This is a genomic window from Pseudomonas sp. MAFF 730105 (genome assembly GCF_055380705.1).
In genome coordinates this window covers 4,393,969-4,420,890 of the sequence record NZ_AP018438.1, presented here as the reverse complement: position 1 = coordinate 4,420,890, position 26,922 = coordinate 4,393,969, and the positions used below count along the sequence as shown (strand labels likewise).

Annotated in this window: 26 protein-coding genes and 2 pseudogenes; 8 read left to right on the top strand and 20 right to left on the bottom strand. The window is 62.6% G+C overall.

Translation table 11 applies throughout. The annotated features are described in order from the left end of the window. Positions 1-77: 77 nt before the first annotated feature. The 6 genes from PCOSP_RS18885 to PCOSP_RS18860 form a co-directional block, all read right to left on the bottom strand. Complete coding sequence (locus PCOSP_RS18885; protein ID WP_464709288.1) at positions 78-1,079, bottom strand: glycosyl transferase family protein; 1,002 nt, start codon at positions 1,077-1,079, stop codon at positions 78-80. Next, a complete protein-coding gene (locus PCOSP_RS18880) occupies positions 1,076-1,411 on the bottom strand; it encodes a TusE/DsrC/DsvC family sulfur relay protein (RefSeq protein WP_464709287.1) in 336 nt (111 codons plus the stop codon). The genes PCOSP_RS18885 and PCOSP_RS18880 overlap by 4 nt, the downstream gene beginning before the upstream one ends. Then, positions 1,408-1,701 carry a sulfurtransferase complex subunit TusB gene (gene tusB, locus PCOSP_RS18875; protein WP_464709285.1) on the bottom strand — a complete coding sequence of 98 codons (294 nt, stop codon included), beginning with the start codon at positions 1,699-1,701 and terminating at the stop codon, positions 1,408-1,410. The genes PCOSP_RS18880 and tusB overlap by 4 nt, the downstream gene beginning before the upstream one ends. Then, positions 1,701-2,063, bottom strand: coding sequence for a sulfurtransferase complex subunit TusC (gene tusC / locus PCOSP_RS18870; protein ID WP_139643749.1), 363 nt, complete (start codon positions 2,061-2,063; stop codon positions 1,701-1,703). Before tusC ends, tusB begins: the two co-directional genes overlap by 1 nt. Then, a complete protein-coding gene (gene tusD / locus PCOSP_RS18865; RefSeq protein ID WP_175362099.1) occupies positions 2,063-2,455 on the bottom strand; it encodes a sulfurtransferase complex subunit TusD in 393 nt (130 codons plus the stop codon). The genes tusC and tusD overlap by 1 nt, the downstream gene beginning before the upstream one ends. 225 nt (positions 2,456-2,680) lie before the next feature. Next, the gene (locus PCOSP_RS18860; RefSeq protein WP_139643744.1) at positions 2,681-3,016 is read right to left on the bottom strand and encodes a DUF6388 family protein; all 336 of its coding nucleotides are present in this window, start codon (positions 3,014-3,016) and stop codon (positions 2,681-2,683) included. Between the two features lie 138 nt (positions 3,017-3,154). Between PCOSP_RS18860 and PCOSP_RS18855 the strand changes: the two genes are divergently transcribed. Continuing rightward, on the top strand, positions 3,155-3,505 hold the full coding sequence (locus PCOSP_RS18855; protein ID WP_175385872.1) for a hypothetical protein: 351 nt from the start codon (positions 3,155-3,157) through the stop codon (positions 3,503-3,505). Positions 3,506-3,946: 441 nt separating this feature from the next. Here PCOSP_RS18855 and PCOSP_RS18850 read toward each other — a convergent pair whose 3' ends face one another. Then, positions 3,947-4,372, bottom strand: a complete 426-nt coding sequence (locus PCOSP_RS18850; protein ID WP_464709284.1) for a GNAT family N-acetyltransferase — start codon at positions 4,370-4,372, stop codon at positions 3,947-3,949. Positions 4,373-4,503: 131 nt separating this feature from the next. Here PCOSP_RS18850 and ggt point away from each other — a divergent pair, with 131 nt between their 5' ends. Together ggt and PCOSP_RS18840 are read left to right on the top strand one after the other, a co-directional pair. Next, a complete protein-coding gene (gene ggt / locus PCOSP_RS18845; protein WP_464709283.1) occupies positions 4,504-6,231 on the top strand; it encodes a gamma-glutamyltransferase in 1,728 nt (575 codons plus the stop codon). A gap of 62 nt (positions 6,232-6,293) precedes the next feature. Continuing rightward, positions 6,294-6,827, top strand: a complete 534-nt coding sequence (locus PCOSP_RS18840; RefSeq protein WP_175362102.1) for a cysteine hydrolase family protein — start codon at positions 6,294-6,296, stop codon at positions 6,825-6,827. A gap of 70 nt (positions 6,828-6,897) precedes the next feature. Here PCOSP_RS18840 and PCOSP_RS18835 read toward each other — a convergent pair. After that, positions 6,898-7,759 (bottom strand): annotated as a pseudogene (locus tag PCOSP_RS18835) (CAP domain-containing protein). Between the two features lie 157 nt (positions 7,760-7,916). After that, a complete protein-coding gene (locus PCOSP_RS18830; RefSeq protein WP_175385868.1) occupies positions 7,917-8,888 on the bottom strand; it encodes an EamA family transporter in 972 nt (323 codons plus the stop codon). Positions 8,889-9,166: 278 nt separating this feature from the next. Between PCOSP_RS18830 and PCOSP_RS18825 the strand changes: the two genes are divergently transcribed. Next, entirely contained in the window at positions 9,167-10,258 is a 1,092-nt protein-coding gene (locus tag PCOSP_RS18825; RefSeq protein WP_464709282.1) for an SMP-30/gluconolactonase/LRE family protein, read from the top strand. 41 nt (positions 10,259-10,299) lie between these two features. Here PCOSP_RS18825 and PCOSP_RS18820 read toward each other — a convergent pair whose 3' ends face one another. The 4 genes and pseudogenes from PCOSP_RS18820 to PCOSP_RS18805 all read right to left on the bottom strand — a co-directional run bounded on the left by PCOSP_RS18820 (position 10,300) and on the right by PCOSP_RS18805 (position 14,844). Continuing rightward, on the bottom strand, positions 10,300-10,686 hold the full coding sequence (locus tag PCOSP_RS18820) for a DUF1850 domain-containing protein (RefSeq protein WP_464709281.1): 387 nt from the start codon (positions 10,684-10,686) through the stop codon (positions 10,300-10,302). Beyond that, positions 10,683-12,710: a TRAP transporter permease gene (locus tag PCOSP_RS18815; protein WP_464709279.1), complete on the bottom strand. Its 2,028-nt coding sequence runs from the start codon at positions 12,708-12,710 to the stop codon at positions 10,683-10,685. The genes PCOSP_RS18820 and PCOSP_RS18815 overlap by 4 nt, the downstream gene beginning before the upstream one ends. Positions 12,711-12,789: 79 nt before the next feature. Next, a pseudogene (locus tag PCOSP_RS18810) lies at positions 12,790-13,739 on the bottom strand (TAXI family TRAP transporter solute-binding subunit). A 94-nt stretch (positions 13,740-13,833) separates the two neighbouring features. Further along, positions 13,834-14,844, bottom strand: coding sequence for a LacI family DNA-binding transcriptional regulator (locus PCOSP_RS18805; protein ID WP_464709278.1), 1,011 nt, complete (start codon positions 14,842-14,844; stop codon positions 13,834-13,836). 179 nt (positions 14,845-15,023) lie between these two features. Between PCOSP_RS18805 and PCOSP_RS18800 the strand changes: the two genes are divergently transcribed. From PCOSP_RS18800 to PCOSP_RS18790, 3 genes are all read left to right on the top strand, one after another. Continuing rightward, positions 15,024-16,199, top strand: coding sequence for a Gfo/Idh/MocA family protein (locus PCOSP_RS18800; protein ID WP_464709276.1), 1,176 nt, complete (start codon positions 15,024-15,026; stop codon positions 16,197-16,199). Continuing rightward, a complete protein-coding gene (locus PCOSP_RS18795) occupies positions 16,196-17,275 on the top strand; it encodes a sugar phosphate isomerase/epimerase family protein (protein WP_464709275.1) in 1,080 nt (359 codons plus the stop codon). The genes PCOSP_RS18800 and PCOSP_RS18795 overlap by 4 nt, the downstream gene beginning before the upstream one ends. Positions 17,276-17,469: 194 nt before the next feature. Continuing rightward, complete coding sequence (locus PCOSP_RS18790) at positions 17,470-18,699, top strand: nucleoside permease (protein WP_175385865.1); 1,230 nt, start codon at positions 17,470-17,472, stop codon at positions 18,697-18,699. A 26-nt stretch (positions 18,700-18,725) separates the two neighbouring features. On the opposite strand, the gene PCOSP_RS18785 is transcribed toward PCOSP_RS18790, so the two are convergent. After that, on the bottom strand, positions 18,726-19,382 hold the full coding sequence (locus PCOSP_RS18785; RefSeq protein ID WP_139643700.1) for a polysaccharide lyase family 7 protein: 657 nt from the start codon (positions 19,380-19,382) through the stop codon (positions 18,726-18,728). A 264-nt stretch (positions 19,383-19,646) separates the two neighbouring features. Between PCOSP_RS18785 and PCOSP_RS18780 the strand changes: the two genes are divergently transcribed. Then, positions 19,647-19,982: a hypothetical protein gene (locus tag PCOSP_RS18780; protein ID WP_139643697.1), complete on the top strand. Its 336-nt coding sequence runs from the start codon at positions 19,647-19,649 to the stop codon at positions 19,980-19,982. A gap of 110 nt (positions 19,983-20,092) precedes the next feature. On the opposite strand, the gene PCOSP_RS18775 is transcribed toward PCOSP_RS18780, so the two are convergent. From PCOSP_RS18775 to PCOSP_RS18750, 6 genes are all read right to left on the bottom strand, one after another. Further along, a complete protein-coding gene (locus PCOSP_RS18775; protein ID WP_139643693.1) occupies positions 20,093-21,856 on the bottom strand; it encodes an L-lactate permease in 1,764 nt (587 codons plus the stop codon). A 102-nt stretch (positions 21,857-21,958) separates the two neighbouring features. After that, the gene (locus PCOSP_RS18770; protein ID WP_139643690.1) at positions 21,959-22,516 is read right to left on the bottom strand and encodes a thioesterase family protein; all 558 of its coding nucleotides are present in this window, start codon (positions 22,514-22,516) and stop codon (positions 21,959-21,961) included. 1,235 nt (positions 22,517-23,751) lie between these two features. Then, positions 23,752-24,132 (bottom strand): RidA family protein, encoded by a 381-nt coding sequence (locus tag PCOSP_RS18765; RefSeq protein ID WP_139648477.1) that lies wholly within the window; start codon positions 24,130-24,132, stop codon positions 23,752-23,754. Positions 24,133-24,200: 68 nt separating this feature from the next. Next, a complete protein-coding gene (locus PCOSP_RS18760; RefSeq protein ID WP_464709274.1) occupies positions 24,201-25,067 on the bottom strand; it encodes an NmrA family NAD(P)-binding protein in 867 nt (288 codons plus the stop codon). Between the two features lie 25 nt (positions 25,068-25,092). Further along, entirely contained in the window at positions 25,093-25,770 is a 678-nt protein-coding gene (locus PCOSP_RS18755) for an SOS response-associated peptidase family protein (RefSeq protein WP_464709273.1), read from the bottom strand. A 202-nt stretch (positions 25,771-25,972) separates the two neighbouring features. Further along, on the bottom strand, positions 25,973-26,875 hold the full coding sequence (locus tag PCOSP_RS18750; RefSeq protein WP_464709272.1) for a LysR family transcriptional regulator: 903 nt from the start codon (positions 26,873-26,875) through the stop codon (positions 25,973-25,975). Positions 26,876-26,922 lie beyond the last annotated feature (47 nt).

Sequence of the window (26,922 nt, the reverse complement as noted above, 5' to 3'; positions counted from 1 at the left end):
CGAACCATAAACATTGGAGGCGAGTCTATTCCGATAGGTTCGAACTAAAAGCGCAAAGGTTGGGCTTTGATGATCGATTAAATCGATCGATCCCGAGCATCCCAATACTGCCGGGCCCGTTCGAACGCGTCTTCACGCGTCAGGCCGAGGCCGCGCAGGGCCAGGGCCATGGTGGCGACCAGGGCCAGTTGCGGGTAGCTGTCCTCCATGTCGCCGCGCCAGATAGCTTTCAGATGCTCGGGGTCGAGGCTCTCCGGCTTGACGTGACGTTGTTGTGACAGCCTTGGCCATTCTTCATCCCAGCTCGCGCCGCCGGTGGTGCCATACAGGTGACTGTCGGCATCCGGGTTGATCTCGATTTCGCCACCGTCGCCCTTGATCACGATAGTCGTATCCCCCAACAAGCCGCTGGCATCGCGATGCACCGCCTGGTAGCCGGGGTGGAAGATGCTTTGCAGTCCGCACCGGGCCTTCAGCGGATTGAGGATCCGCGCCAGGGAATGGATCGGTGAGCGCAGGCCCAGGGTGTTGCGCAGGTCGATCATGCGCTGCATCTGGGGTGCCCAGTCCACCAGCGGCATGAAGGCCAGGCCGCCGTTATCCAGGGCCGTGCCGACCTGCTGCCAGTCACGGCACAGCGGGATGTGCAGAAATCCCAGCAACTGTTCGGTATAAAGCCGACCCGCCGTATGGGCACCGCCGCCGTGCATGAAGATGCGCACGCCGTTCTGGCCGAGGCACTTGGCCGCCAGCAGGTACCAGGGCAGATGACGTTTCTTGCCGGCATAGGTCGGCCAGTCAAGGTCCACCGCCAGCGCCGGGGCAGCCAGGCGTGCGCGCAGGGCTTCGGTGAAACCGGCCATTTCCTCGGCGCTTTCTTCCTTGTGCCGCAACAGCATCAGGAAGGCGCCAAGCTGGCTGTCCTCGACCTGCTCGTCGAGCACCATGCCCATGGCCTCGCGGGCTTCTTCACGGGTGAGGTCACGGGCGCCGCGCTTGCCTTTGCCAAGGATGCGCACGAACTGGGCGAATGGATGTTCGGCCGGGGTCTCGAGGGTCAGCGATGGAACGTCGGTCATAAGCAATTCGTCGGTTTGGGCAGGCCCGCCAGCTTGGCGGCGAGTTTGGCGGGAGTGCCTTTGAACAATCGGTTCAGGTGCAGGCTGTTGCCCTTGTCCGCACCCAGTTTCAGCGCGGTGTACTTGATCAGCGGTCGGGTGGCGGGGGAGAGCTGGAACTCGTCGTAGAAAGCCCGCAGCAGTTCGAGGATTTCCCAGTGTTCGGGGCTCAACTCGATGTCTTCGGCGGCGGCCAGGGCCGTGGCCACTTCGACTGACCAGTCGTCCCGGTCGGCAAGGTAGCCGTCCTTGTCCAGCGCGATGGCGCGTTCGCCCACGTTCAGCGCATTCATAGCCAGGTGTTGACCTTGTCATGCTGGATCGACAGTTCGACGAAGGCCGGGTAGTCGATGATCTCGACCCAGTCAGGGGCCGGCAAGCCTCGGGCCTGGAGGTCTTCGGCCAGTGCGAACAGCTTCAGGCCAGCGGCCTGCAACCGGGTAAACGGTGCGGTGCCGGGCTGCAATGCGTAAGTCGCGTCGCCGCACAGCAGCAGTGCATCCTTGTCTCCCAGGACTCGCAGACAACTGGCGAGGCGGTTATCGCCAAAAGGTGAATGGGACAACACATGCAAAGTCGACATCAGAGGGTAATCACCTGGTCGTAACGGTCAATGAGAGCGGTGATGTCCGGCGCGGTCAGCACCTTCAGGTCGCCCAGGCCCAAGGCATCGGCGTCGATGCCGCGCTCGGCGGCGCTGTCTGCGCAGACGAAGAGGTCTTCGACGCCGAACATGGGCAATGCCTGCAGGTTCGCGCTCAGGTCTTTTTGCTGGACGGCCTTGGCGTTCTGGCCGGGGAGCAACTGGTGTACGCCGTCATCGAGAAACAGCAGGCCGATGGGCAGGTCGAACGCCCCGCCGGCCAGGACGATGTCCAACGCTTCCCGGGCGCCTGGGCCCGACCATGGGGACTGGCGGCTGATGAGCAACAGGGACTTGGCCATCATGGGCCTCCAAAACAGATCAAGCGGTCGGCATCCTGGATCGCGTCGTGCAGTTGGCCGAGCCCGGACAGCGCCCAGGGTGTCTCGACGCTCACGGCCGAGCGTTGGTAGCGCTGGGCTTCTTCGGCGTTCAACACCCCACGGCGCAACGCCGCCGCGATGCAGACCACGCCGTCGAGCTGGTGGTCGCTGACAAAGCTGCGCCACTGTTTGGGCAGGTCCTGTTCGTCCTGGGGGGTGACCACACCGCTGTCGGCGTTATAGACACCGTCCTGATAGAAAAACAGCCGCACGATTTCATGCCCGCCGGCCAGCGCGGCCTGGGCAAACAGCAAGGCTCGGCGCGAGGACGGCGCATGGGCGGCGGAAAACAGCGCAATGGCGAACTTCATGGCAGATCCGATCAGCAAAACTGCGGCCATGATAAAGCTTTATGGGCAGGGGGGCGATTGGCACTGCAGGATTGTGGGGACATCCTTGTGGCGAGGGGATTTATCCCCGCTGGGCTGCGCAGCAGCCCCAAAACCAGGCCGCGAGGTACATCAGGCAAATTACTGTGCCTTGAAGGAGGGGCTGCTGCGCAGCCCGGCGGGGATAAATCCCCTCGCCACACTGGTTCAGCAGTCGTCCGTGAGGCCATGCAACTCGCAATACTCCGCCCAATCCATCCCCGCCATCTCTGCCACTTCCCGGTGCACGTCCATGCGCTGGGACTGATAGTCCTCTGGCGAGGCGGCGGTCAATTGCAGGGTCAGTTCCCAGGCGAACAGGCCCTGGCGTTCGGCCTCGGCCTCGAAGGCTTCATGCAACCGCTCGGCGCGGTATTGTTCCGCCGTCTCGCCCTTGGCCTGGGCCAGCAGTGGGTTGAGGTGGTCCAGTTCGGTGCGGAGTTCGGGGCGCTCGTCGAGAAACTTTTCCAACGCCCGCTCATGCTGCTGTTCGGTTGCCGCCATGGTGACTCTCTGCTGATGACAAAAGGCGTGACAGGTTGCGCGAATCGTCGTCCGGTGTCGCGTATAAATTTCAGTAAAGCCGCACGAAGAGCGGGGGCGTGGTGCTACAGTCCGCTTTTTTCTCGATGAGTGAACGCAATGCGAATGCTGACGGTGGCCCTGGCCGCCACCTTGCTGGCCGGCTGCGCGGGTTCGGCGATGAACCAGGCCCGGACCCAGGCGCCTTACAAGACGCTGGCCTCGGACAAGCCGGAACAGGTCGTGGCCCAGTGCGTGCAGTTTTCCTGGCAGGACGAGGCGGTATTCGGCGTCGACGCCGGGGCTTACCTGCAACCGGACAAGAAAGGCGGCTCGACGGTGTACACCCGCTCCGCTGAATCCTTTGTCGACCTGGAAACCGGTGCTACCGGTACGACGTTGAACTACTACGCCAAGCACGACGACTTCATGGCCAAGCGCCGGTTGGCGGCGTTGGCGACTTGCCTGTAAGCCGGTAGAGCATCGCGAGCAGGCTCGCTCCCACAGGGGATTTGTGGCGGATGCAAGTCTCCCGGCCAGCCCGGAACCCATGTGGGAGCGAGCCTGCTCGCGATGGCGGCGGGTCAGTCGACGACAGTGTCGAAGGGTAGACCGCTTCGCGAGCAGGCTCGCTCCCACAGGAATTCGTGGTGGATGCAAGTCTCCCGGTCAGCCCGGAACCCATGTGGGAGCGAGCCTGCTCGCGATGGCGGCGGGTCAGTCGACGACAGTGTCGAAGGGTAGACCGCTTCGCGAGCAGGCTCGCTCCCACAGGAATTTGTGGTGGATGCAAATCTCCCGGCCAGCCCGGAACCCATGTGGGAGCGAGCCCGCTCGCGATGGCGGTGGGTCAGTCGAGAACATTATTGAAGGGTAGACCGCTTTCGCGAGCAAGTCCGCTGGATGTGTGTTTCAAGTCAGGCGCTTCTGGAGGAAGAAGTGCTGGTGCCCCGGCGGGTAATCGTCGATCTGGCCGATGTCTGTGAAGCCGTGTTTGCGGTAGAACGCTGGGGCCTGGAAGTCGAACGTATCCAGCCAGATGCCGACGCAGTTCTTCTCCCTGGCCAGCGCTTCGGCCTTCTGCATCAATGCCGATCCGGTGCCTTGGCCGCGGGCCTGTTCCGGCACCACCAGCAACTCGATATAGAACCAGCGGAAGAACACCCGACCGTAGAGCCCGCCCACTATTTCATTGCTGTGTTCGTCCCGTACCAGCCAGGCGACCAGTTCCGGCAGGGTGCCGCCGGTCTTGGCGGTGTTGTAGGCGCGTAGCGGCGCCAGGATAGCCTGGCGCTCCTCGTCGGTGGGAGTGTCGGTGCGTTCGATTCGCAGCGTCATCAGCGATGTCCTTGTTGCGGGGAGAATGAACGGCATGAGCCTACCCCAAAAGACCGTCCGGCAGCGAACGGGCGCATTTCGCAAACCGGGCCATACTTCCCTGGATTTCAAAAACAAGAAGAGAGCGGCTCATGAAGTTCGAATCCTTGACCCGAACCCTGGTTGCGACATCCCTGACCCTCAGTTGCTTTTATGTGCAGGCCGCCTCCCAGGCCCCGGTCGCCGCCGAAAACGGCATGGTGGTCACCGCCCAGCACCTGGCGACCCATGTGGGGGTCGATGTACTCAAGAACGGCGGCAATGCCGTGGATGCGGCGGTGGCGGTGGGGTATGCCCTGGCAGTGGTGTATCCGGCGGCGGGTAACCTGGGGGGCGGCGGTTTCATGACCCTGCAACTGGCCGATGGGCGCAAGACCTTCCTGGATTTCCGCGAAAAAGCGCCGTTGGCCGCCACGGCGGACATGTACCTGGACAAGGACGGTAATGTCGTCCCCGACCTCAGCACTCGCGGGCACCTGGCGGTAGGTGTGCCCGGCACGGTGTCCGGCATGGAGCTGGCGCTGAAGAAGTATGGCAGCAAACCCCGGGCCGAACTGATCGCCCCGGCCATCCGCTTCGCCGAAGAGGGTTTCACCCTGGAGCAGGGCGATGTAGACCTGCTGGAGACTGCCACCGACGTGTTCAAGAAGGACATGCGTGACTCGGGCTCGATCTTCCTGCACAACGGCGAACCGATGCAGGTCGGCCAGAAGCTGGTGCAGAAAGACCTCGCCAGGACCCTGCGGGAAATCTCCACCAAGGGCGCCGACGGGTTCTACAAGGGCTGGGTCGCCGATGCCCTCGTCACCTCCAGCCAGGCCAACAAAGGCATCATCACCCAGGCCGACCTGGACAAGTACAAGACCCGTGAGCTGGCACCGGTGGAGTGCGACTATCGCGGCTACCACATCATCTCGGCGCCGCCGCCCAGTTCCGGCGGCGTGGTGCTGTGCCAGATCATGAACATCCTTGACGGCTATCCGATGAAAGAACTGGGCTTCCATTCGGCCCAGGGCATGCACTACCAGATCGAAGCCATGCGGCATGCCTATGTGGATCGCAACAGCTACCTGGGTGACCCGGACTTCGTACAGAACCCCATCGACCATCTGCTGGACAAAAGCTACGCCGCCAAATTGCGGGCCGCCATCGAACCGCAAAAGGCCGGTGACTCGCACTCGATCAAGCCCGGCGTAGCGCCTCATGAGGGCAGCAACACCACCCACTATTCCATCGTCGACAAGTGGGGCAACGCTGTTTCCGTCACCTACACCCTCAACGACTGGTTCGGCGCGGGCGTCATGGCGAGCAAGACCGGGGTGATCCTCAACGACGAAATGGACGACTTCACCGCCAAGATCGGCGTCCCCAACATGTATGGCCTGGTGCAGGGGGAGGCCAATGCCATCGCGCCGGGCAAGGCACCGTTGTCGTCCATGAGCCCGACCATCGTCACCAAGGATGGCAAGACCGTCATGGTGGTGGGGACGCCGGGCGGCAGCCGGATCATTACCGCGACTTTGCTGACGATCCTCAATGTGATCGACTACGGCATGAACCTGCAGGAAGCCGTCGATGCGCCGCGCTTCCACCAGCAATGGATGCCCGAGCAGACCAACCTGGAAGCCTACGCCGCCAGCCCCGACACACAAAAGATCCTGGAAAGCTGGGGGCATAAGTTTGCGGGTCCCCAGGACCCCAACCACATTGCCGCGATACTGGTGGGCGCACCGTCGCTGGGTGGAAAACCGGTGGGCAAGAACCGGTTCTATGGGGCCAACGATCCACGTCGCAACACGGGGTTATCGTTGGGCTATTGAGCAGAGGGGGGCTGCCGGAGGCAACCCCGTGGCCGTTCATCATTGTCTTGAAGAGGGAAACCATGAGCACCGCTTTGCTGATCATCGATGTCCAGAGCGCCCTGTGCACCGGTGAAGAAGAATGTTTCGAGAGCCAGCGGGTTATCCGGACCATCAACGACCTCAGTGCCCGGGCCAGGGCTTTAGACTTGCCAGTGATCCTGATCCAGCACGAGGAGCTGCAAGGTTCGCTGGTATACGGCTCTGCTGCCTGGCAACTGGCGGACGGGCTGTTGACCTCCACGGACGACCTGCGGGTGCGCAAGACCACGCCAGATGCGTTCTACCAGACGGACCTGCTGTCGTTGCTGCAGGCCCGAAGCATCGACCGCCTGGTGATCTGCGGCATGCAGACGGATTACTGCGTCAACGCCACGGTGCGCCAGGCCCACACCTTGGGGTATGAAGTGGTCCTGGCTGCCGATGCCCATAGCACGTTGGACAACGGCAGCCTGGCGGCGGAGCAGATCATCGCCAACCACAATGAGCGCTTGGGACGCCTGAGCAGCGCAGTGTCACGGATCGATGTGGTGCCGGCGGCCGAGGTCCGTCTGTAAGCGATATCAACCTGTGACGGGGTAGCAAGCTTCTTGTCACAACGCTACGAGAGAGGGGGTTCGCACTCGCTCAAGGCGCGCCAAACACCATTGTCCAGTAAACCCCCGCATCGCTGCGTGAGTCACTGGCGGAGGCGGCGCCCACTTGCGTGAACATCGGGTTCATCAGGTTGGCGCAATGCCCGGGGCTGGCGATCCAGTCTTGCATGGCCTGGTTCGGCGAGCTTTGGCCGGCGGCGATGTTCTCGCCGAACTTGCGGCCACGATAGCCCGCGCCCTTGGCCCGGTCGGCGACGGAGCGGCCGTCGGGATCGCGGTGGGCGAAATAGTTGCCGTGGGCCATGGCCTGGCTGTGTCCCTGGGCGGCAGCTCCGAGTGCGGCGTTCCAGCTCAGTGGCCGGGCGGCGGCAAAGCGCTGGCGACCACACACACGGGACTTGGCCCTCGCCGCGTTGACCTGGGCCAGCAGCGCCTTGCCGATCGATGAGGCGTCGCTGGCCGGTGCACCGCCCATGGGCTGCGCCAGCACCACTCGCCACTCATCACCGACCCGGTTGACGCCGATGTCGGCGTACTGGTTGTCCAGCAAGGCGTCGCAGTGCTCGTCCGCCAACATGTCGAAAGCCTCTTGGGCATCCCGCGCGTCAGTCAGGCGGATGCTGCGCACGGCCCGGGCTCGATAGCCGGCGTCATTCAAGGTTTCCCGCAAGCCGTCACGAAAGCCGATCGGCAAGGCCAGGCGCGAGCGCAGCACCAAAGGCGGGGAGGCCCGGACCGTGCGCCATTCACAGCGACGGGACTGGCTGCGGTAGTCGTTGATGGCGTCCACCAGTTGCCCCTCGCCTCGAGCGTGGGCAGGACTGGCGAGCAAGGGCAGCAGGGGGGAGCAGGCAAAGCGAAGCGAGACGGCAAGAGCGAACAGGGTGGCGCATGGTGCGGACGGCTCAAGAGGGAGAGTTACGCGAACGCCAGGCCTGGCGCCCATCAGCCGCAAGCGCTTCGCACAGGACGGCGAGGCTTTCACGGCTGGGGTAGGACTGTGGGTTTGAAGACAAGTTTCAGCAGGGGCACCCAACCCCTGTGGCGAGTTCAGTTGTTTCCAGCCGCCCCGGCCACGGGCGCCTTGATCCGTTCGACCTTGCGATAGGTCAACAGCACGATGCCGGCCACCACGATAGCGCCGCCGAGTATCTGGCCGGGGCTGAGCATCTGGTCCAGCACCAGCCAGCCGATCAGCAGGGTGGCCAACGGTTCGATGTTCATCACCGGAGCGTTGCGCGGCATGTCCAGGCGCGGCACGGAAATGAACAGCACGATAAACCCGGTGCCGTAGAGCGTCACCAGGGTGGCCAGGGCCAACCAGCCGGTGCTGGTGGCCGGCAGATTGAAGCCGCCGGGGAGGGCACCGCTCAGGCCGGCGAGGTTGACGCTGCTGAACACGATGAAGATCGTCAGCAGACTGCGTACCGAGCCACGGACCTGGGCCAGCTTGTGGTCGGTGATCCACAGTGCGCAGGCGAACGCACAAGCCGCGCAGAAGGCCAGGCCGACGCCCAACAGCCATTGCGGACCGACGCTCTGTTCGGACGATAACCGCGCCGGCACCTCCAGCACGAAGACCAGGCCCAGCAGAATCATCCCCATCAGCGCGGCTGTGCGGGTGGTGGGGCGGGGGCCGCCCAGTGCCCAAGTCAGTAATGCGAGCAAAATCGGGAACACATTGCCCACCAGCAATGCCAGCGCCACCGGTACCCTTGCCACGGCCGAATACAGACACAGGCTCTGCGTGCCTATCAACAGTCCAAGGAGCAACTGCCAGCGCCAGGCGCCCGTTGGAAGGCGCAGGCCCTGGCGCTGCCACAGCACCATCACAGCCAGCACCAGCAGCGTCCCACCCGAGCGCATCAGGATCGCCAGCAGCACGCCGGCGCCATCATCGAACGCCACTCGCGCCGCGACATGGTTGCCGGCGAAGGCACACCCCATGCACAGCAGGACGAGCACGGCGAGTTGGCGTGGAAACGGGGCGGGGGTGTCCGATGCGTAGGTGGAGTGGGCCATGGCAGGAATTCTCAAAAGAACGACCGCCGAAGCGAGAGGCCTCGGGCGGTGATTTTAGTTATTGTTGTCGTACAACGTGGCGGAATTTTTACCGCATCTTGTCCGTTGGAACAAGTGGCGATGAGACCGTAGCGCTCTAGGGAACTCTAAAGAAGACGGCTTTAGCGGGCGCGCGTCCGTATGCTTTCACTGGGGACAAAGACAGTATTCTTGTACGATGTCTTATCACGTAGTAAAACTGTCGTCCCGTCCAATAATAATTAACGGAGAGACGCGCTATGGAAACTTCACAACTGATCAGCCCCGCCGACCAAGGTCGTCGGGTATTCCTGAAAAAATCCCTGGTGGTCTCGGCGGCTGCCGCTACTTTGGGGAACCTGCCCGGGCTCGTCCAGGCCGAGCCGTTGAGCCAGCGTTACCCGGACCCGCTGATCAACATCCTCGATCCCAGCTTCATGGACTTGCGCCTCTTCAATGCCAGCGTGGAAAAACTCGCCACTGGCCTGCGCTGGGCCGAAGGGCCGGTGTGGATCGGCGACGGCCGCTACCTGCTGGTCAGCGACATTCCGAACAACCGCATAGTGCGTTGGGATGAGATTACTGGCGGTCTGTCGGTGTACCGCGAGAATGCCAATTTCTCCAACGGCATGTGCCGTGATCGCCAAGGGCGGTTGCTGGTGTGCGAAGGCTCCACCACCTCGAGCGAGGGGCGGCGCGTCACCCGTACCGAGCACAACGGCACCATCACCGTGCTGGCGGACAGTTTCGAGGGCAAGCCTTTCAATTCGCCCAACGATATCGTGTGCAAGCGCGACGGTTCGGTCTGGTTCACCGACCCGCCATTCCAGACCGGCAACAACTACGAAGGACACAAGGTCACCCCGTCCCAGCCCCACGCGGTGTACCGCGTCGATGGCGAAACCGGCAAGGTCAGCCGGGTGATCGATGACTTGGCGGGGCCGAACGGCCTGTGTTTCTCCCCGGACGAGAGAATTCTCTATGTGGTGGAGGGCAGGGCCAAACCCAACCGGCTGATCTGGGCAATCACGGTCAAGGACGACGGGACGCTGGGCGAGCGGCGCAAGCACATCGAAGGTCTGGATTACGCGGCCATCGATGGCATCAAATGCGACGAGAGCGGCAACCTCTGGTGCGGCTGGGGCGGCAACGGCGACCCCAAGGCCGACCTGGAAAAGCTCGACGGTGTACGGGTGTTCAACCCGGAAGGCAAAGCAATCGGCCATATTTCCCTGCCGGAACGCTGCCCCAATATCTGCTTTGGCGGGCGGGAAGGTAATCGCTTGTTCATGGCCGGCAGTCACTCGCTGTATTCGCTGTTCGTGAATACCCGAGGGGCCACATTCAGCTGACTGAATGGCTTGGGCCGCGGGCCTCGCCGCCGTGGGTCGGCTCAGGACGGATCGCAACTCCACAATTCCACCAACGGTTGATCTGCCGTTGGTGGCCCCAGCCAATGGCTCATTGGCTCGCAATGTCCATTCAAACACAGCTGGTAATCCCCAGCCTGGGGTGTGCGGCCCAGTCTCAGCGGTTGCAGAGGCGGCAGTTGGCGCAGGTAGTGCCAGCTGTCGTTTTTCAGCCAGGCGCCGTCGGGAATCTCCATGCCAGCGCCGTTGCCTTTGACCCTGGCTTCCCCCAGCACCAACCCCTGCGCGGTAACCCGGTAGTCTTCCTCCCAGCGGATTTTCTCGATGGTGTGATTCCACGCCAGCGTGAAATCCCGGAGGGGAAGCTGGGCCCAGGTCACGCCGGCCAGGCCCAGGCATAAGCCGATCACGCCTGGGCCCGTCCGATACGCCGCGAGCGCCATAGGTGCTGGAAGATCAACAGTCCCGCCAGCACGAAGCCAATCTCATCGGTCAGCGGTAACGCGACGACCAGCAAGGCTCCGGCGGCAAAACACAGCAGACGCTCCCAGATTGGCATCTTCTGTTGCAGATGGCCGGTGGACGCCATGCCCCAGAGCCCGACGGCCAGCATCGTCTTGATCAGCATGTAAGCGCTCATCCACAGGTTGTCACCCTGAAGCATCAGTGCCGGGTTATAGACCGCCATGAACGGAATGACGAAGCCAGCCAGCGCGATGCGCACCGCCCAGAAGCTGATTTTCAGGCCGGTTTCCCGGGCAATCGGCGCGGCCGCGAAGCAAGCCAGCGCCACTGGCGGCGTGAGGTCGGCGAGGATGCCGAAGTAGAACACGAACATGTGGGACACGATCAGCGGTACGCCCAGTTCCAGCAGGGCGGGGGCGGCGATCGAGCTGGTGATGATGTAGTTGGGGATGGTGGGGATGCCCATGCCGAGCACCAGGCAGGTGAGCATCGTCAGGATCAACGACAGCAGCAGGTTGTCCTTGCCGATGGCCAGGATGTAACCGGCGAAGGTCGACGCCACCCCGGTCAGCGACACCACGCCAATGATGATGCCCACCAGGGCACAGGCAATCCCTACAGGAACCGCATGCCGCGCGCCTTCCACCAATGCATGGAGGCAGATGGTCAGGGTTTCCCGCGCGCCTTTGATGAGCCCGCAGATGATGACCAACACCGCGATCACCGCGAAGATGACGGCGATGCCCAGTTGGAAAAAGCCCACGCACAGGACACCCAGTGCGATCCAGAAAGCGCAGCGCAAGGCAAAGCTCGACACGCGCAGGATGATCGCCGAGCCGAGGATCACGATGGCGGTGAGCGCCAGTCCCACCATGCCGGAAAAAAGCGGCGTGCGCCCGGAAAACAGCAGATAGATCAAGACCGCGAGCGGGATCAGCAAGTACCAGTTGTCTTTTACGGCGCCCAGTGCGCTGGGGCATTGGTCCTTGGGCAAGCCTCTGAGGTTGGAGCGCTTGGCTTCGAGATGAACCATCCAGAACACCGAGCCGAAGTACAGGCACGCGGGAATCAAGGCGGCCTTGGCGACTTCAACGAACGGCACGTTGATGGTCTCGGCCATGATAAACGCCACGGCCCCCATGATCGGCGGCATCAATTGGCTGCCCATGCTGGAAGTGGCTTCCACGCCACCGGCGAACGCGGCTTTGTAGCCGAAGCGCTTCATCAGCGGGATGGTGAATTGCCCGGTGGTCACCACGTTGGCAATGCCAGAGCCGGTAATGGTCCCCATCAAGGCGGAGGAAGCGACGGCGACTTTGGCCGGGCCGCCGAGCTTGTGGCCGAACAGGCCCATGGCAAAGTCGGTGAACAGCTTGATCATCCCGGCTTTTTCGAGGAAGGCGCCAAACAGGATGAACAGGAAGATGTAGGTGGCCGACACGTAGGTCGGTGTGCCGTACAGCCCCTCGGTGCCGAAGGACAGTTGATTGACGATCTGATCGAAGCCATAACCGCGATGAGCCAGATCGCCCGGCAGGTATTCGCCGAACAGCCCATAGGCCAGGAACAGACCGCAGATCAACGGCAGCGCAATCCCCATCACCCGTCGGGCTGCCTCGAATACCAATACGATCAGCACGATACCGACGATGAGGTCCGTATCGGTCAGGTCACCGGAGCGCTGGATCAGGTCGGCTTCAAATACCCATTGGTACAGGGCTGTGGCCACGCCGGCCAGGGACAACACCCATGCCAGTGGCTGCCAGGGACGCCCGGTGCCATGGGCGGGATAACTCAGGAACACCACCCACAATAGGAAACCCACGTGCACGGCACGCAGGACCTGGCTGGAGACAGGGGCGAACGCCGCGGTGACGATCTGGAATACCGAAAACAGCAGGGCCACGTAGAACAGTGTTCTGGGCCAGTCCCGTGGATCGCTGGGAATGCCGGGCTGAATCTCACTCATCAAGGATGTCCTCTTGCCTGCATCGAAGGTGCGAACCGCAAGGGCGCGGCGACGATCACCACCGCCGCGCCAGATCGGCTTACAGGGCGCCGGCTTCCTTGTAGTAGCGCTCGGCACCGGGATGGAGGGGGATAGGCAAGTTTTTCGCGGCTTTATCCAAGGTGATGTCTTTGGCTGCGGAGTGTGCGCTGCCGAGACGAGAGAGGTTTTCGAACAGCAGCTTGGTCATCTGGTAGGCTACTTCGTCCGAAACGTCTTCACGGGTGACCAGGATGTTGGTGATTGCCACGGTGGGCACGGCTTCGGCCTGGCCGTCATAGGTATTGGCCGGGATCGTTGCACTTTGGTAGGCCGGGTTGCCGATTTTTGTCACCACGTCAGTCGGAATCGACACGTAGTTCAGTGGCATGGTCGAGGCCAGGTCGCGGATCGCCGCCATCCCCAGCCCCGAAGACTGGAGCGTGGCGTCCAGTTGACGGTTCTTGATCAGGTCCACCGATTCGGCGAAGGGCAGGTATTGAACCTTCATGTCGCTGTAGTTCAGTCCCGCGGCCTTGAGAATGGCTCGCGCATTCAGCTCGGTGCCGGATTTTGCCGCCCCCACGGAGATGGATTTGCCCTTGAGATCGGCCAGCGTCTTGATGCCCGACTCCTGGCTGGCAACGATCTGGATGTAATTGGGGTAGGCGCCGGCGATGGCGCGCAGTTTGGTCAAGGGGGTCTTGAAGCCGGCATCTTCCACGCCATTCTTGGCGTCAGCCACCGAGTCGCCCAGCGCGAGGGCCAATTCTCCGCGCCCGGCCTGCAGCAGGTTCAGGTTTTCCACCGAAGCCTTGGTGGCTTGCACCGAGGTCTTGGCGTCCTTGATGCCGGTGCTGTAGATCTGCGACAGCCCGACCCCGATCGGGTAATACACCCCACTGGTGCCCCCGTCAGGATGTTGATGTACACCGGGGCGGCCTGGGCCGTGGTCGTGACCACCAAGGCTGCCGCGGCGGCCAGAAGGGTGAAGCGTTTGTTGACTCGCATGGAAAACTCTCCGTCTTGTTATGGCTTTATGCAGAGTCTTTCCACTGTAGTTGAAACGGGCCCGATGGCGAGTTGTTAAAACTGATGTGCCTGGTCAGGCCTTGCCGGGACCCGGAGCTGCGCTGCTGCCACGCACGGTCAACTCGAACGGCAGCAGCACATGCCGTTGCGGAATAGGCTTTTTCTCGATCAGTGCGATCAGCATTTCCACGGCTTTGCGGCCAAAGGTCTCGGCAGGCTGGGAAATGGTGGTCAGCGGCGGATCGCAGTACGCCGCGAACGGGATGTCGTCGAACCCCACCAGGGAAATGTCCTCGGGCACCCGCAACCCTGATTCCTTGATGCGCTTGAGGGCGCCGATGGCCATCTCGTCGTTTTCACAGAACAGCGCGCTGGGTCGCTCGGCCAGCGCCAGCATCGCCTCGGCTCCGTCGTACCCGGCGTTCAAGGTGAAGTCGCCGTGGCAGATCAAGCCTGGGTCGACGACCAGACCGGACTGACGCAAGGCGTCCTCGTAACCGGCCACGCGGTCCAGCGTCAGGGGGCTGCTGCGGGGGCCCTTGATAATGCCGATGCGGCGGTGACCAAGACCGATCAGGTACTCGGTCATGGCCTGGGCGGCGGCGCGGTTGTCGAGGCTGATGGTGGGGTAGTCGGCACCCTTGACCACTTCGCAGGCGTTGACCAGCGGCAGGGCTTCGGCGCCAGGGGGAAGTGACGCGAAAGGATTGCTCGCGCGTAACTGGATCACCCCGTCGGCCTGGTGCGCATAGACCAGCGCGGCGAACTCCCGCTCGACTTCTGCCTGGCCTTGCGTGTCGCACAACAACAGCCGATAACCCGCCGCCTGGGCGGACTGCTGGGCACCGCTGATGACCCGGGCAAAGAACGTATTGGCGATGGTCGGCACCAGGATCACCAGGTTGCCGGTGCGACGGGAGCGGAATTGCACAGCCATCAGGTTCGGCCGGTAGCCGGCCTGTTCCACCGCCGCGTTGACCTTGTCCCGTGTCTCGGGCAGTACCCGTTCGGGGGATTTGAGCGTTCTGGAAACCGTAGCCACCGACACGCCGGCCAGCCGGGCTACTTCACGGATATTGGACAAAAGCACCTCGATCGAGCGCCGGAACATAGCGGCGCGAAGGGGAGCTTACCGCAGGTTGGGCGCCTCACAAACGTCCCTGCATGAAGACCGTAGGGTTTGACACGCCGCGAAACTGCGCCTAGATTCCGCCGTGATGTAACCGGTTACATTGTCATCAGCCCTGACCTGAGAGAGTCGTGATGAGTCCTGTAGCACCGAAAATAAGACTGGGTTTCGTGGGCGGTGGGGAGGGTGCTTTCATCGGCCAGGCCCATCGTCAGGCCGCTGGCCTGGATGGCGGGTTCGAGTTGGTGTGTGGGGCATTCAGTCGCGATGCCCGCAATAACCAGCAAACCGGCACAGCCCTGGGGCTGGACGCTTCCCGCTGCTACAGCGACTGGCAGCAACTGTTGGACGCCGAAGCGGCATTGCCCGCCGACCGTCGCATGGAGTTGCTGGTCATCGTGACGCCCAACCATTTGCATGCACCGATTGCCGGTCGGGCGCTGAAGGCGGGCTTTCATGTGTTCAGCGAAAAGCCCGCAGCGTTGAACCTGCGTGAGTTGCTCGCGCTCAAGGACGTGCTGCGAGGCAGCGGCCGCTTGTACGGCCTGGCTCACACGTACCTGGGGTATCCCATGGTCTGGCAGGCGCGAGAGATGGTGCGCTCGGGCGTGATCGGCACGGTGCGCAAAGTGCTGGTGGAGTATCCCCAGGGCTGGCTCAGCCAGGACGTCGCCAGGCAGGGCAACAAGCAGGCCGGTTGGCGCGATGACCCCGAGCAGTCCGGCCTGGGCGGCTGCATTGGTGACATCGGTACCCACGCGTTTTCCCTCGCAGAGTTCGTGACCGGCCAGCACGTCGAACAGCTCTGTGCGGCGTTGGGTACCCACATTCCGGGCCGGCAATTGGACGACGACGCCGCGATGCTGTTGCGCATGAGTGATGGCGCCAGCGGCGTGTTGATCGCCAGCCAGGTCTGCGCCGGTGAAGAGAACCCGCTGAAGATCCGCGTCTATGGCGATAAAGGCGCCCTGGAATGGCGCCAGGAGGAACCGTCGAGCCTGATCCATCGTGCCCTCGACCAACCCCTGAGCATCCTGCGTTGCGGCGTCGGCCAGCCGTGGTTGTGCGAGGCCGCCACACGCCGCATGCGCCTGCCGGCGGGACATCCCGAGGGTTATCTGGAGGCCATGGCCAACCTCTACGGCGACTTTGCCCGCGCCATTCGCGAGCGGATCGAAGGCCCCGATGTGCCTGGCGTACCCGGTATCGAAACCGGCTTGCGCGGCATGGCGTTCATCGAGGCCGCCCTCATCAATCATCGTGGCGAGGCGAAGTGGACCGCGCTGCAGACCGGAGAGTCGCTGTTGTGAATACCGCCGATCAAACACCGAACGGCCTGCGCGGGCCGGCTATTTTCCTGGCCCAGTTCATGTCCGACGAGCCGCCGTTCGACACCTTGGCGAACATCGCCCGGTGGACCGCCTCACAAGGGTACAAAGCCATTCAGTTGCCGACCCTGGGCACACGTTACATCGACCTGGCCCAGGCCGCCGACAGCCAGGCCTATTGCGATGAGATCAAGGCCACCTGCGCAGAGGCCGGGGTCGAGATCAGCGAACTGTCGACGCACCTGCAAGGCCAACTGGTGGCGGTGCACCCGGCGTTCGATGCGCTGTTCGACGACTTTGCCCCGGCCCACTTGCGCGGCCAACCCCAGGCCCGGACCGAGTGGGCCATCGAGCAGCTCAAGCTGGCGGCCCGGGCCAGTCAGCGCCTGGGCCTCAATGCCCATGCGACGTTTTCCGGCGCGCTGTTGTGGCCCTACATGTACCCGTGGCCACAACGCCCGAGCGGGCTTGTCGAGCAAGGATTCGCTGAACTGGCCCGGCGCTGGTTGCCGATTCTCGATTGCTTCGAGGCGGCCGGCGTGGACCTGTGCTACGAAATCCATCCCGGCGAAGACCTCCATGACGGCGCCTCGTTCGAGCGCTTCCTGGAAGCGGTCGATCACCATCCACGGGCAGCCATCCTCTACGACCCCAGCCACCTGTTGCTGCAACAGATGGACTACCTGGGTTTCATCGACCGCTACCACGCGCGCATCCGCATGTTCCACGTCAAGGATGCGGAGTTTCGCCCCGATGCCCGGTCCGGGGTGTACGGCGGTTATCAGGGCTGGGTGGATCGCCCCGGCCGTTTCCGTTCCCTGGGGGATGGGCAGATCGATTTCAAATCGATCTTCAGCAAGTTGACCCAGTACGACTTCAGCGGCTGGGCGGTACTGGAATGGGAGTGCTGCCTGAAGGACTCGCAACAGGGTGCCGCTGAAGGGGCTGCGTTCATTCAGCGGCACATGATCAACAAGAGCCGCAAGGCGTTCGATGATTTTGCCGGGGTGACGGCGGATGAAGCGTCCAATCGGCGGCTGCTGGGGCTGCCGAGGTAACCGATACCAAAAAAACTGTGGCAAGGGAGTTCATTGTGGGGGCAAGGCTTGCCCGCGATAAAGCCGACGAGGTCCTTAGGAAGAATAAGGCGCCTGCATCGCGGGCAAGCCTTGCTCCCACAATGGTCCCCTGTCCACAAAGTGCTTTTACCAACTGGCTGGCTTACAAGAACAACAAATAGACGGTGACTGTCATGACCACGATGAACGCACGCTTGAGCGTGATGATGTTCCTGCAGTTCTTTATCTGGGGTGGCTGGTTCGTCACCCTCGGGACCTTTCTTTCCAGCACCCTGGGTGCCAGCGGCGGGCAGGTCGGCATGGCGTTTTCCACCCAGTCCTGGGGGGCGATCATCGCGCCGTTCGTGATCGGCCTGATCGCCGACCGCTACTTCAATGCCGAACGTATTCTGGCGGTGCTGCACCTGCTGGGCGCGGTGCTGCTGTACCAGCTGTATTCGGCGCAGGACTTCAGTGGCTTCTACCCGTTCGTGCTGGCGTACATGGTGGTCTACATGCCGACGCTGGCCCTGGTCAATTCCGTGGCGTTCCGTCAGATGCGCGATCCGGCGCTGGAGTTTTCCCGGGTGCGGGTTTGGGGCACCCTCGGTTGGATCGTCGCCGGGGTGGTCATCAGTTTCGTGTTCGCTTGGGATTCACGGGAGGCCATTGCGGCGGGCGGTTTGCGCAATACCTTCCTGATGGCGGCGATTGCTTCGCTGGCCTTGGGCATCTACAGCCTCACGCTGCCGGCCACGGCGCCGCTCAAGGCTGAAGCTGGCGGCGGAATCAAGCAACTGCTGGGCCTGGATGCCCTGGGGCTGCTGAAGGACCGCAGTTACCTGGTGTTCTTCATCGCCTCGATCCTGATCTGCATCCCGTTGGCGTTCTATTACCAGAATGCCAACCCGTTCCTGGCCGAAACCGGCATGACCAACCCCACGGCGAAGATGGCCATCGGGCAGGTGTCCGAGGTGCTGTTCATGCTGCTGTTGCCGCTATTCATCCAGCGCTTCGGGATCAAGCTGGCGCTGTTGGTGGGGATGCTGGCTTGGGCGTTGCGCTACCTGCTGTTCGCCTATGGCAACAACGGTGACCTGGCGTTCATGCTGTTCACCGGCATTGCCCTGCACGGCATCTGCTATGACTTCTTTTTTGTCTCGGGGCAGATCTACACCGACGCCAAGGCGCCGGAGCATCTGCGCAGTTCGGCCCAAGGGCTGATCACCCTGGCGACCTATGGCCTGGGCATGTTGATCGGCTTCCGGGTAGCGGGGCAGGTCACCGATCGTTTTGCCGAGGCGGGCGCTCATGACTGGACCAGCATCTGGCTGTTCCCTGCCGGGTTTGCGCTGCTGGTGTTCGTCTGTTTCCTGGTGGCTTTCAGCGGCCGGCAGGCGGTCGCCGTTCCTTCAAAGGCCTGAAGTACAAGCACCAGGCTGGACATCGGTCATAGATGACTGACGTCCAGTTTGGTGTAGGTCACTTTTCCGCCTTCGGTGGCATAGCCGACGTTGTCCAGGGTGTAGACGCCTGCCTTGAAGTAGAAGTTGTAGCCATACCAGGACGGATCCAGCTTCACCTGCTTGCCGAGGTTGTTGATCATCACGGTGACCATGCCCTGTTTGTTCATCTGCAGGGAATAGGTGAAGACTTTATTCAAGGCAACGTTCGGCACGGTGAACATCACCGGGCTTTTTGCATCCTTGGGCTTGACCCGGTATTCGACATCCAGGTTGCCGACACCCTTGGTGAAACGGTAAACGAGCTTGAGCAAGGGGGCAGGCGCATCCTTGGCGTGGATCTGCGCGACGACCACGCGACCGGCCGAGGGCACCTGGTTCACGGCCAGGGTGCCTTTGAGGGTGTTGATCCCGCTGTTGTAGAGCCAGTTGCGCAGCTTGCCGTCTTTCGAGGTTTCCCGCAGCTCGGAGCGCGGGAACTCGCTTTTACCTGTGTGGGAACCGGTCACCGGGGCCCAGAAGACGATCTTGTCGCCGGTGTTGGTGAAGTACGGGTTCTGCAGGGTCGGAACCGCTTTGGTTGCAATGGTCAGGGCAGGGGTTTCGATTGGAAGGGTGAGGTTCCAGACAGTCAGGTCAATCATGGTCAAGCGCTCCAACGGTACAGCCGGTGCAGATCGATGTCAGCCGGCAAAGGCAGGTTTTGCCTTCCGTGGCACTGTTACTTGGTTATCGACATGGCGCTTGGGCACTGGAGGACGTTGGAGGAGCAGCTGACGAATGGCTCTAGCATGAGCTTCAGGGGCGAGGCTGCAAATTGATCATGGATAATGTCAATTTGATGTTGATCGGGTAGAGTACGCGCCGCCCGAGAGATGGATCCCGGGCGTTTCCCCATGGAGTAGTCAATGAAAAGTTTCAGCAAGGTTGTTGCCAGCGCACTGTTCGGCCTGGTCCTGGCGGGTTGCACCGGCACCCCGATGAAGACCCAGCAGTACGACAGCAGCCAATACACCGTTGTCGGCCACAGTGAAGCGAAGGCCACCGGCCTGTTGCTGTTTGGCGTGATCCCGATTCGTCAGAACAACCGCTTCGTACGCGCCCAGAACGCCGCGATCCTGGCCAAGGGCGGCGACGCCATGATCAACACCCAGGTGCAGGAAAACTGGTTCTGGGCCTGGGTCCTGACCGGTTACACCACCTCGGTGTCCGGGGACGTGGTCAAGCTGAAGAACGTTCAGTAAAGGTCAGTTCGATCATTCCCACGCTCTGCGTTCCGCTGCCAAAGCGTGACGCGGAGCGTCACTGGATGCATTCCCACGCAGAGCGTGGGAACGATCGGTAGACGTGCCGGTCAATGCCCGCCAACCACCATGCGACTGAACGGCTCGACATACGCCTGCAGCGTCACCAGCCCGCCCACCAGAATCGCCAGCACCACCGAGTGGAAAAACACGTAGCGCAGGATTTCCCCTTCATGGCCATACCAACGGGTGGCGGTGGAGGCGACCACGATCGACTGGGCATCGACCATCTTGCCCATCACCCCGCCAGAACTGTTGGCGGCGGCCATCAACACCGGGCTCAGGCCCAACTGCTCTGACGTTACCCGTTGCAAGCCGCCGAACAGCACGTTGGAGGCGGTATCCGAGCCGGTCAGCGCAACGCCGAGCCAGCCCAGCAGGGTGCCGAACATGGGGTAGAAAATGCCCGTTGCGGCGAAGGCCAGGCCCATGGTGGCGTCCAGGCCCGAATAGCGCGTCAGGAACCCCAGGGCGAGCATCGCGACGATGGTGATTAGCGAGTAACGCACCACCCACAACGTTCGCAGGTACTGGCGCACCAATTGTGGGATCGAGTAGCCCATCAGCAACCCACCGAGAATCGCCGCCAGGAAGATGCCGCTGCCAGTGGCGGTGAACCAGTTGAACTTGTAGATCGCTTCCTCGGTTTTAGGCTGCGGCACCACGGGCGGGACTTTTTCGATCTGCTGGTGCAGGGTGCTGAAGGTCACCATGGGCGAGAACAGCGGATTCGCCTCGCGCATCGGCTTGCCTTGGGGATCGAGTTTGGCCGACTGGGACTGTGGGTCGATCGCTGGACGGGTATCGAACAGGTTCTTGAAGCCCTGGGTACCCCAGGCGAACACGAACACCGTGAGGATGATCCACGGCATCCAGGCCCGCAGCACCGCCGGCCGGGTGTCATTGGAGAACGCCCCGCCGGTCACCGGCTGTTGTTCTTCGCTGGCGTCGATCTTCGAATCATCGTGGCGTCCCGACAACGCTGCGGAGGTGTGGACCGTCGCCGGTTTCCAGACTTTGAGAAACCCGGTAAGGCAGGCCATGGAAATCAGCGCGGCAATCACATCCACCAGCATCGGCCCGTGGTAGTTGGAAACCACGAACTGCGGGATGGCAAAGCTGACGCCGGCCACCAGAATCGCCGGCCAGATCTCCAGCATCTTGCGCCATCCGGCAAAGGCCCAGATCAGCCAGAATGGCACGATCACCGAAAAGAACGGCAGCTGCCGGCCCACCATCATCGACAGCTCCATTTCATCCAGCCCGGTGACCTTGGCCAAGGTGATGACAGGGGTGCCCAAGGCGCCGAACGCCACCGGCGCGGTGTTGGCGATCAGGGCCAGGCCCGAGGCGGCCAACGGGGAGAAGCCCAGCCCGATCAGGATCGCTCCAGTCACCGCCACCGGTGTACCGAAGCCTGCCGCCCCCTCGAAAAACGCGCCGAAGCAGAAGGCGATCAACAGCAATTGCAGGCGCCGGTCATCGGTGATGCGCGCCAGGGAATCCTGCAGGACCTTGAACGAACCATTTTCGGTGGTCAGCCGATGCAGGAAGATAATGTTGAGCACAATCCAGCCAATGGGTAGCAACCCGTTGGCCGCGCCAAAGAGCGCCGCCGAACCGGCCATGCCGGCGGGCATGCCGAAGGCGAAAATCGCGATCAGCAGGGCCGAGGCCAGGGCCAGCAATGCCGCCAGGTGCGCCTTGATATGAAAGAACGCCAGGGACGCCAGCATCACCACCACCGGGACCGCCGCCAGAAAGGTCGACAGCACCGCATTACCGAAGGGATCGTAGACTTGTTGCCAGACCATGTTCCACCTCTGCTTTTTATTGTTGGAAGTGCAGGCCCCAGGGGGGATTGGCAGAAGAGTATAGGCGGGGATCGGGCAGGGCATGGGGCATGCCTGTGGCGACTAACGCGCGTCGGTGCGCGGGCCTTCCTCCAGTCGAAGCTCAAGGCTCAAATCATCGCAGCTTCGCGACCAGGCCGTCAGCCATTGCGGCATGGCCGGCGACTGTTCTGCCAGCCCCAGTTCACGGATGAATTCACCTGGTGCCACCGTGCCTTTGGCCGAGCGGAACAGGCCACGCATGATCACCACCCCGACCACACGCCCGCGGCTCATGAAACGGTGCTCCATGAAGGTCCATTTGTCATCCCAGCCGAGCATCCGGGTATGCAACTCGAACGCTTCGAATAGCTTCAATTCGCGCCGGAACTTGCCCCAGACATCTCCCACGATGGGTATCGCTCGGTTGCGCAGGGCCACTTTGTAGGCGCCGCTGCGCAGGACGTAATCCATGCGTCCAACATCCGCCAGAGTGAAATAGCGGCCATTGGTGACATGGCGGTTGAAGTCCAGGTCCAGCGGCCATACACGCATGCGCACCACGGTGGTGTCCAGGGGGGCCGTCGGCTTGCGCCAGGGACGACGAAACAGCATCAGCAACAGTCGGAACCAGAGATTCATGGAAATACCGCAAAGGGAAAAAAGCCCACTTTAGACAGGTGGGGTGGCCCGGGCCAGGTGCGTAAATGACTGTTTGCCGGCAAAACGCGCATTTGGGACATGTCTGCATGCCTGATTGCTCACACCCAGCTATGAGCCGCTGGCACCGATGTAGAAATGGCGGGGCGCCACCAGACCGGTGGAGCCGGGCTTGCCCGCGAAGGCGATGGCAGATTCAACAGCGGCGTGACAGACACTCCGCTATCGCGAGCAGGCTCGCTCCCACATTGGATTTGGGTTGCTCGTAACCTTTGCGGGGCGCCACCAGGCCGGTGGGAGCCAGGCTTGCCCGCGAAGGCGATGGCAGATTCAACAGCGGCGTGACAGACACTCCGCTATCGCGAGCAGGCTCGCTCCCACATTGGAGTTGGGTTGCACGCGGCCTTTGCGGGACGCCACCAGACCGGTGGGAGCCGGGCTAGCCCGCGAAGGCGATGGCAGATTCAACAGCGGCGTGACAGACACTCCGCTTTCGCGAGCAGGCTCGCTCCCACATTGGATTTGGGTTGCGCGCAACCTTTGTGGGACGCCACCAGACCGGTGGGAGCCGGGCTAGCCCGCGAAGGCGATGGCAGATTCAACAGCGGCGTGACAGACACTCCGCTATCGCGAGCAAGCCCGCTCCCACATTGGATTTGGGTTGCTCGCAACCTGTGTGGGGCGCCACCAGACCGGTGGGAGCCGGGCTAGCCCGCGAAGGCGATGGCAGATTCAACAGCGGCGTGACAGACACTCCGCTATCGCGAGCAGGCTCGCTCCCACATTGGATTTGGGTTGCGCGCAACCTTTGTGGGGCGCCACCAGACCGGTGGGAGCCGGGCTTGCCCGCGAAGGCGATGGCAGATTCAACAGCAGCGTGACAGACACTCCGCTTTCGCGAGCAGGCTCGCTCCCACATTGGATTTGGGTTGCGCGCAACCTGTGTGGGGCGCCACCAGACCGGTGGGAGCCAGGCTTGCCCGCGAAGGCGATGGCAGATTCAACAGCGGCGTGACAGACACTCCGCTATCGCGAGCAGGCTCGCTCCCACTGGGGAATTTGTGGTCAACAGGATTTGCGGGGCGCCGCAGAAAAACTGTGGGGTCTGCGGGATACGTTGGCTCTGTGACCGCCGGGAAAACTCATGTGGGAGCGAGCCTGCTCGCGATGGCGTCGGCACAATCGACCCCACTGCAAGCAAGCGTGCGAGGAGCGTTTCAGCCTTTGGCCGCCATCGCCGTGACTTCCACCCGCATGCCCTCGACCCCCAGTGCCGCCACGCCGATCGCAGCGCGGACCGGCCAGGGTTTGGCGAAGAAGCGTTTGTACACTTCGTTGAAGGCGGCGCGTTCGGTCATGTCGGTGAGGTAGATGGTCAGGTGCAAGACCCGGTCCAGGGAACTGCCGGCACGTTCCAGCGCGGTCTTGAGCGCTTGCAACGTGCATTCGCTCTGCAGGGTGATGTCGCCCAGCTCCAAACTGCCGTCGGCGCGCGTCGGGATCTGGGTAGTGACCAGCAGGCCGCCGAAGCCGGCGACGTCGGAGGAGATGGAGTCCGCATCCGGGTCGGGAGTGAACGTGATGTCTGGGTTAGCCATGCGGTGCCTCATGCAGGAAAGGAAAAAGACGCAGTCTACCGTCCATTGGTGCGCCGTTCCCGGTTTCCTTATCTATCTTCGTTTCGCACCAGCGCCCGGATGTAGGCTTCGATCGTGGTGGTGCCGCGCAGCCCATCCTCGACAATCTCGAAGCCGCTGTCGACGCTGACCTCGGTCATCCGAGTATAGGATTGCGCGGCGGCAGGGCTGAAGCCGAGCTCCAGGAAGGCCTGTTCCCAACGGTCCCTCGGTATCACCTGCACCTCGACCGGCCGACCGAGCGCCTCGGAAAAAGCCTGCGCAACATCGTTGGGTGAATACAGGCGAGGCCCTTGCACATAACGAACGCCAACATCGGTCACCGGCGACAACAGCCTAGCCGCTGCTATTTCGCCCATGTCCTGGGGAGCGACCATGGGCAGGGCCAGGTCTGCGGGAAGCAGGGTGGGTAGCTTGCCTTTAGCGCGGACGGTGTCGAGCACGCCGTCCCAGTTGCTCATGTAATAAACGGCGCGATTGATCGCTGCCGGGATCGATTGATTGCGCAAGCCTTCTTCCAGCTCCCACAAGACGCTGAGGTCGCCGAGACGCTCGCCGGGTTGGGCACCGGCGGTGGACTGGGCGACGATCTTCTCCAGGCCCGAGCCGTCCAGCGCGGCGAGAATGTTGGCCACAGTGTGCCGTTCCACCGCATCGGTATCGGTACTCGGAGGGGCTGGCGGGTTGAGGATGAAAGCCCGGTGCCCGAGTCGCAAGGCGGCCCGCAGCGATTCCACACTCTGTGCATCCGCCTCGACGATCCGAGCGCCTTTGGCGCGCCACTCCTCCCCATGGGCGGCGTTGCGGGTCAGGACAATCACCGGCGCTGCCTGGGTCAGCAATGCCTGGACGGTGGCCGAGCCTACATGCCCGGTACCTCCCATGATCACGTACATGATTTACCTCCCTCCGGGGCCAGGGTCAAAGGTTGGCCTGGACCTGGGCTGTTATCGCCGGTTCAAGGTGCGCTTCCACGCTGTTCAGGCGCTCGGCCCATTGTTGTGCCTGCTCCCAACCGAACTCAGGTCCCAGCCAATCGAGTGCTTCGTCTGTGCTCAAGGCCAGTACGCGTTGCTGTTGGCTGGCAATATCGCCATAAGTCACCAGGGCCAGGCCGTCGCAGCCAAAGGAGGTCTCGCTGGCCTGGGCCAGGGCCGCCAGGAAAATCGGCGCCGGCTGCCGTGAGGTCGTATAGCTGAAGGGTTGCGCCTGGGCTGAGTCGCAGGGCGCTTGTGAGTCGTACCAGCCTTCCACGGGCACCAGCACGCGGCCTTCGCCCTTGATAGGTTCGAAGACCTTGGAGCGCATCACCAGATGCAGCGGCAGATGCGTCAGCGGAGGCATCGTTCCCACCGACCAGATGGGTGACCAGCCCCAACGAACCTTGATGGATTCCAAGTGCCCGCCACGGCGGCGAATGGCGCTGACCTGCATGTTCGGCTTGATCAGGTTGTGCCGCTCCTGTGGCCTGGCGGGTACCATCCTGTACAAGTCCAGGTGCGTCACGCTGGAATCGAAACGTCCTCCCGGGGTGTCTCGCTGGGCGAAATACGCCAGGGCGTCCTTTGAGGAAACGTGCTGAACAAAACCCTCACACATGGCGAAAACTCCCGGAATCGAAACGCAACGGACCGTCGCGCTAGCCGTTCGAGTCTCGACTGCTCAAGCGCGTCATCACTGATTTCAGTGGTGTCATGTAGGTCCGAGCCGTGCGCAGGGGCTTGGTTCGAAAATCTTCGGAACGGGGAGACGAGCGGCTGTAGCCGTCTGTGCGGAGCAGGATGAGCAGTACAACGGAGGGTCAGTGCTCTCGGTTCTCATTGATGAAGTCCACGAAAGCCCGCAATGGCGAGGGCAGGTAACGGCGGCCGGGGTAGTAGAGGTATGGCCCGCTGAAACCCTGCCACCAGGGCTCTAGCACCGGCACCAGCGCACCGCTGTCCAGGTAGGGTTTGAGCCAATCCTCGAACAGATAGATCACCCCCAAGCCATCCAGCGCAGCTTTTATGGCCAGGTCCACGGCGCCTGCCACGCGGAAAACCAAGGGGCCGCCCGGGTCCACGCTGACGGTTTCGCCGTCACGTTCGTAGTCCCAGAGCGGCATGGCCCCACTGGGGAACTTGCCCCGCAGGCAGGCGTGCTGGAGCAGGTCCCGAGGATGAGCAGGGCGTCCCCTGGCCTGGAGATAGGCCGGTGAGGCGGCCGTTGCGAAACGCTGCACGCGTGGACCGATGGGAATGGCGATCATGTCCTGTTCGAGGCGATCGTCGTAGCGAATACCGGCATCGCAACCGGCCGCGAGCATGTCGACGAAGCTTTCTTCGGTGATGATCTCCAGGCGAATATCGGGGTAACTTTTCAGAAACGGAGTGATGATCGACGGCAACACCAGCGTCGCTGCACTGACCGGCACATTCAGCCTGAGGGTGCCCGAAGGACGATCACGGAACTCGTTGACCACGTCCAGCGCGGACTCGACTTCACCCAGGGCCGGCACGATGCGCTCCATCAGTCGGGCACCGGCTTCGGTCGGCACCACGCTGCGGGTGGTGCGGTTGAGCAGGCGCACGCCAAGCCGAGTTTCCATCCGTCGTACCGCATCGCTGAGGCTGGAGGCGGACTTACCGCTCAGCCGAGCGCCTTCCCGAAACCCTTTTGCATTGACCACGGCCACGAAGGACAGCAGGTCCTGGATATCCGTCATAGTGTTCTCTGTACCGTACAACCTGTGCGGATTGCACCTGATTATCA

Bases quoted from the DNA above. Each gene is read 5' to 3' on its own strand.
- PCOSP_RS18885 (WP_464709288.1), bottom strand. From the start codon at position 1,079: ATGACCGACGTTCCATCGCTGACCCTCGAGACCCCGGCCGAACATCCA.
- PCOSP_RS18880 (WP_464709287.1), bottom strand. From the start codon at position 1,411: ATGAATGCGCTGAACGTGGGCGAACGCGCCATCGCGCTGGACAAGGAC.
- tusB (WP_464709285.1), bottom strand. From the start codon at position 1,701: ATGTCGACTTTGCATGTGTTGTCCCATTCACCTTTTGGCGATAACCGC.
- tusC (WP_139643749.1), bottom strand. From the start codon at position 2,063: ATGGCCAAGTCCCTGTTGCTCATCAGCCGCCAGTCCCCATGGTCGGGC.
- tusD (WP_175362099.1), bottom strand. From the start codon at position 2,455: ATGAAGTTCGCCATTGCGCTGTTTTCCGCCGCCCATGCGCCGTCCTCG.
- PCOSP_RS18860 (WP_139643744.1), bottom strand. From the start codon at position 3,016: ATGGCGGCAACCGAACAGCAGCATGAGCGGGCGTTGGAAAAGTTTCTC.
- PCOSP_RS18855 (WP_175385872.1), top strand. From the start codon at position 3,155: ATGCGAATGCTGACGGTGGCCCTGGCCGCCACCTTGCTGGCCGGCTGC.
- PCOSP_RS18850 (WP_464709284.1), bottom strand. From the start codon at position 4,372: ATGACGCTGCGAATCGAACGCACCGACACTCCCACCGACGAGGAGCGC.
- ggt (WP_464709283.1), top strand. From the start codon at position 4,504: ATGAAGTTCGAATCCTTGACCCGAACCCTGGTTGCGACATCCCTGACC.
- PCOSP_RS18840 (WP_175362102.1), top strand. From the start codon at position 6,294: ATGAGCACCGCTTTGCTGATCATCGATGTCCAGAGCGCCCTGTGCACC.
- PCOSP_RS18830 (WP_175385868.1), bottom strand. From the start codon at position 8,888: ATGGCCCACTCCACCTACGCATCGGACACCCCCGCCCCGTTTCCACGC.
- PCOSP_RS18825 (WP_464709282.1), top strand. From the start codon at position 9,167: ATGGAAACTTCACAACTGATCAGCCCCGCCGACCAAGGTCGTCGGGTA.
- PCOSP_RS18815 (WP_464709279.1), bottom strand. From the start codon at position 12,710: ATGAGTGAGATTCAGCCCGGCATTCCCAGCGATCCACGGGACTGGCCC.
- PCOSP_RS18800 (WP_464709276.1), top strand. From the start codon at position 15,024: ATGAGTCCTGTAGCACCGAAAATAAGACTGGGTTTCGTGGGCGGTGGG.
- PCOSP_RS18790 (WP_175385865.1), top strand. From the start codon at position 17,470: ATGACCACGATGAACGCACGCTTGAGCGTGATGATGTTCCTGCAGTTC.
- PCOSP_RS18785 (WP_139643700.1), bottom strand. From the start codon at position 19,382: ATGATTGACCTGACTGTCTGGAACCTCACCCTTCCAATCGAAACCCCT.
- PCOSP_RS18780 (WP_139643697.1), top strand. From the start codon at position 19,647: ATGAAAAGTTTCAGCAAGGTTGTTGCCAGCGCACTGTTCGGCCTGGTC.
- PCOSP_RS18775 (WP_139643693.1), bottom strand. From the start codon at position 21,856: ATGGTCTGGCAACAAGTCTACGATCCCTTCGGTAATGCGGTGCTGTCG.
- PCOSP_RS18770 (WP_139643690.1), bottom strand. From the start codon at position 22,516: ATGAATCTCTGGTTCCGACTGTTGCTGATGCTGTTTCGTCGTCCCTGG.
- PCOSP_RS18765 (WP_139648477.1), bottom strand. From the start codon at position 24,132: ATGGCTAACCCAGACATCACGTTCACTCCCGACCCGGATGCGGACTCC.
- PCOSP_RS18760 (WP_464709274.1), bottom strand. From the start codon at position 25,067: ATGTACGTGATCATGGGAGGTACCGGGCATGTAGGCTCGGCCACCGTC.
- PCOSP_RS18755 (WP_464709273.1), bottom strand. From the start codon at position 25,770: ATGTGTGAGGGTTTTGTTCAGCACGTTTCCTCAAAGGACGCCCTGGCG.
- PCOSP_RS18750 (WP_464709272.1), bottom strand. From the start codon at position 26,875: ATGACGGATATCCAGGACCTGCTGTCCTTCGTGGCCGTGGTCAATGCA.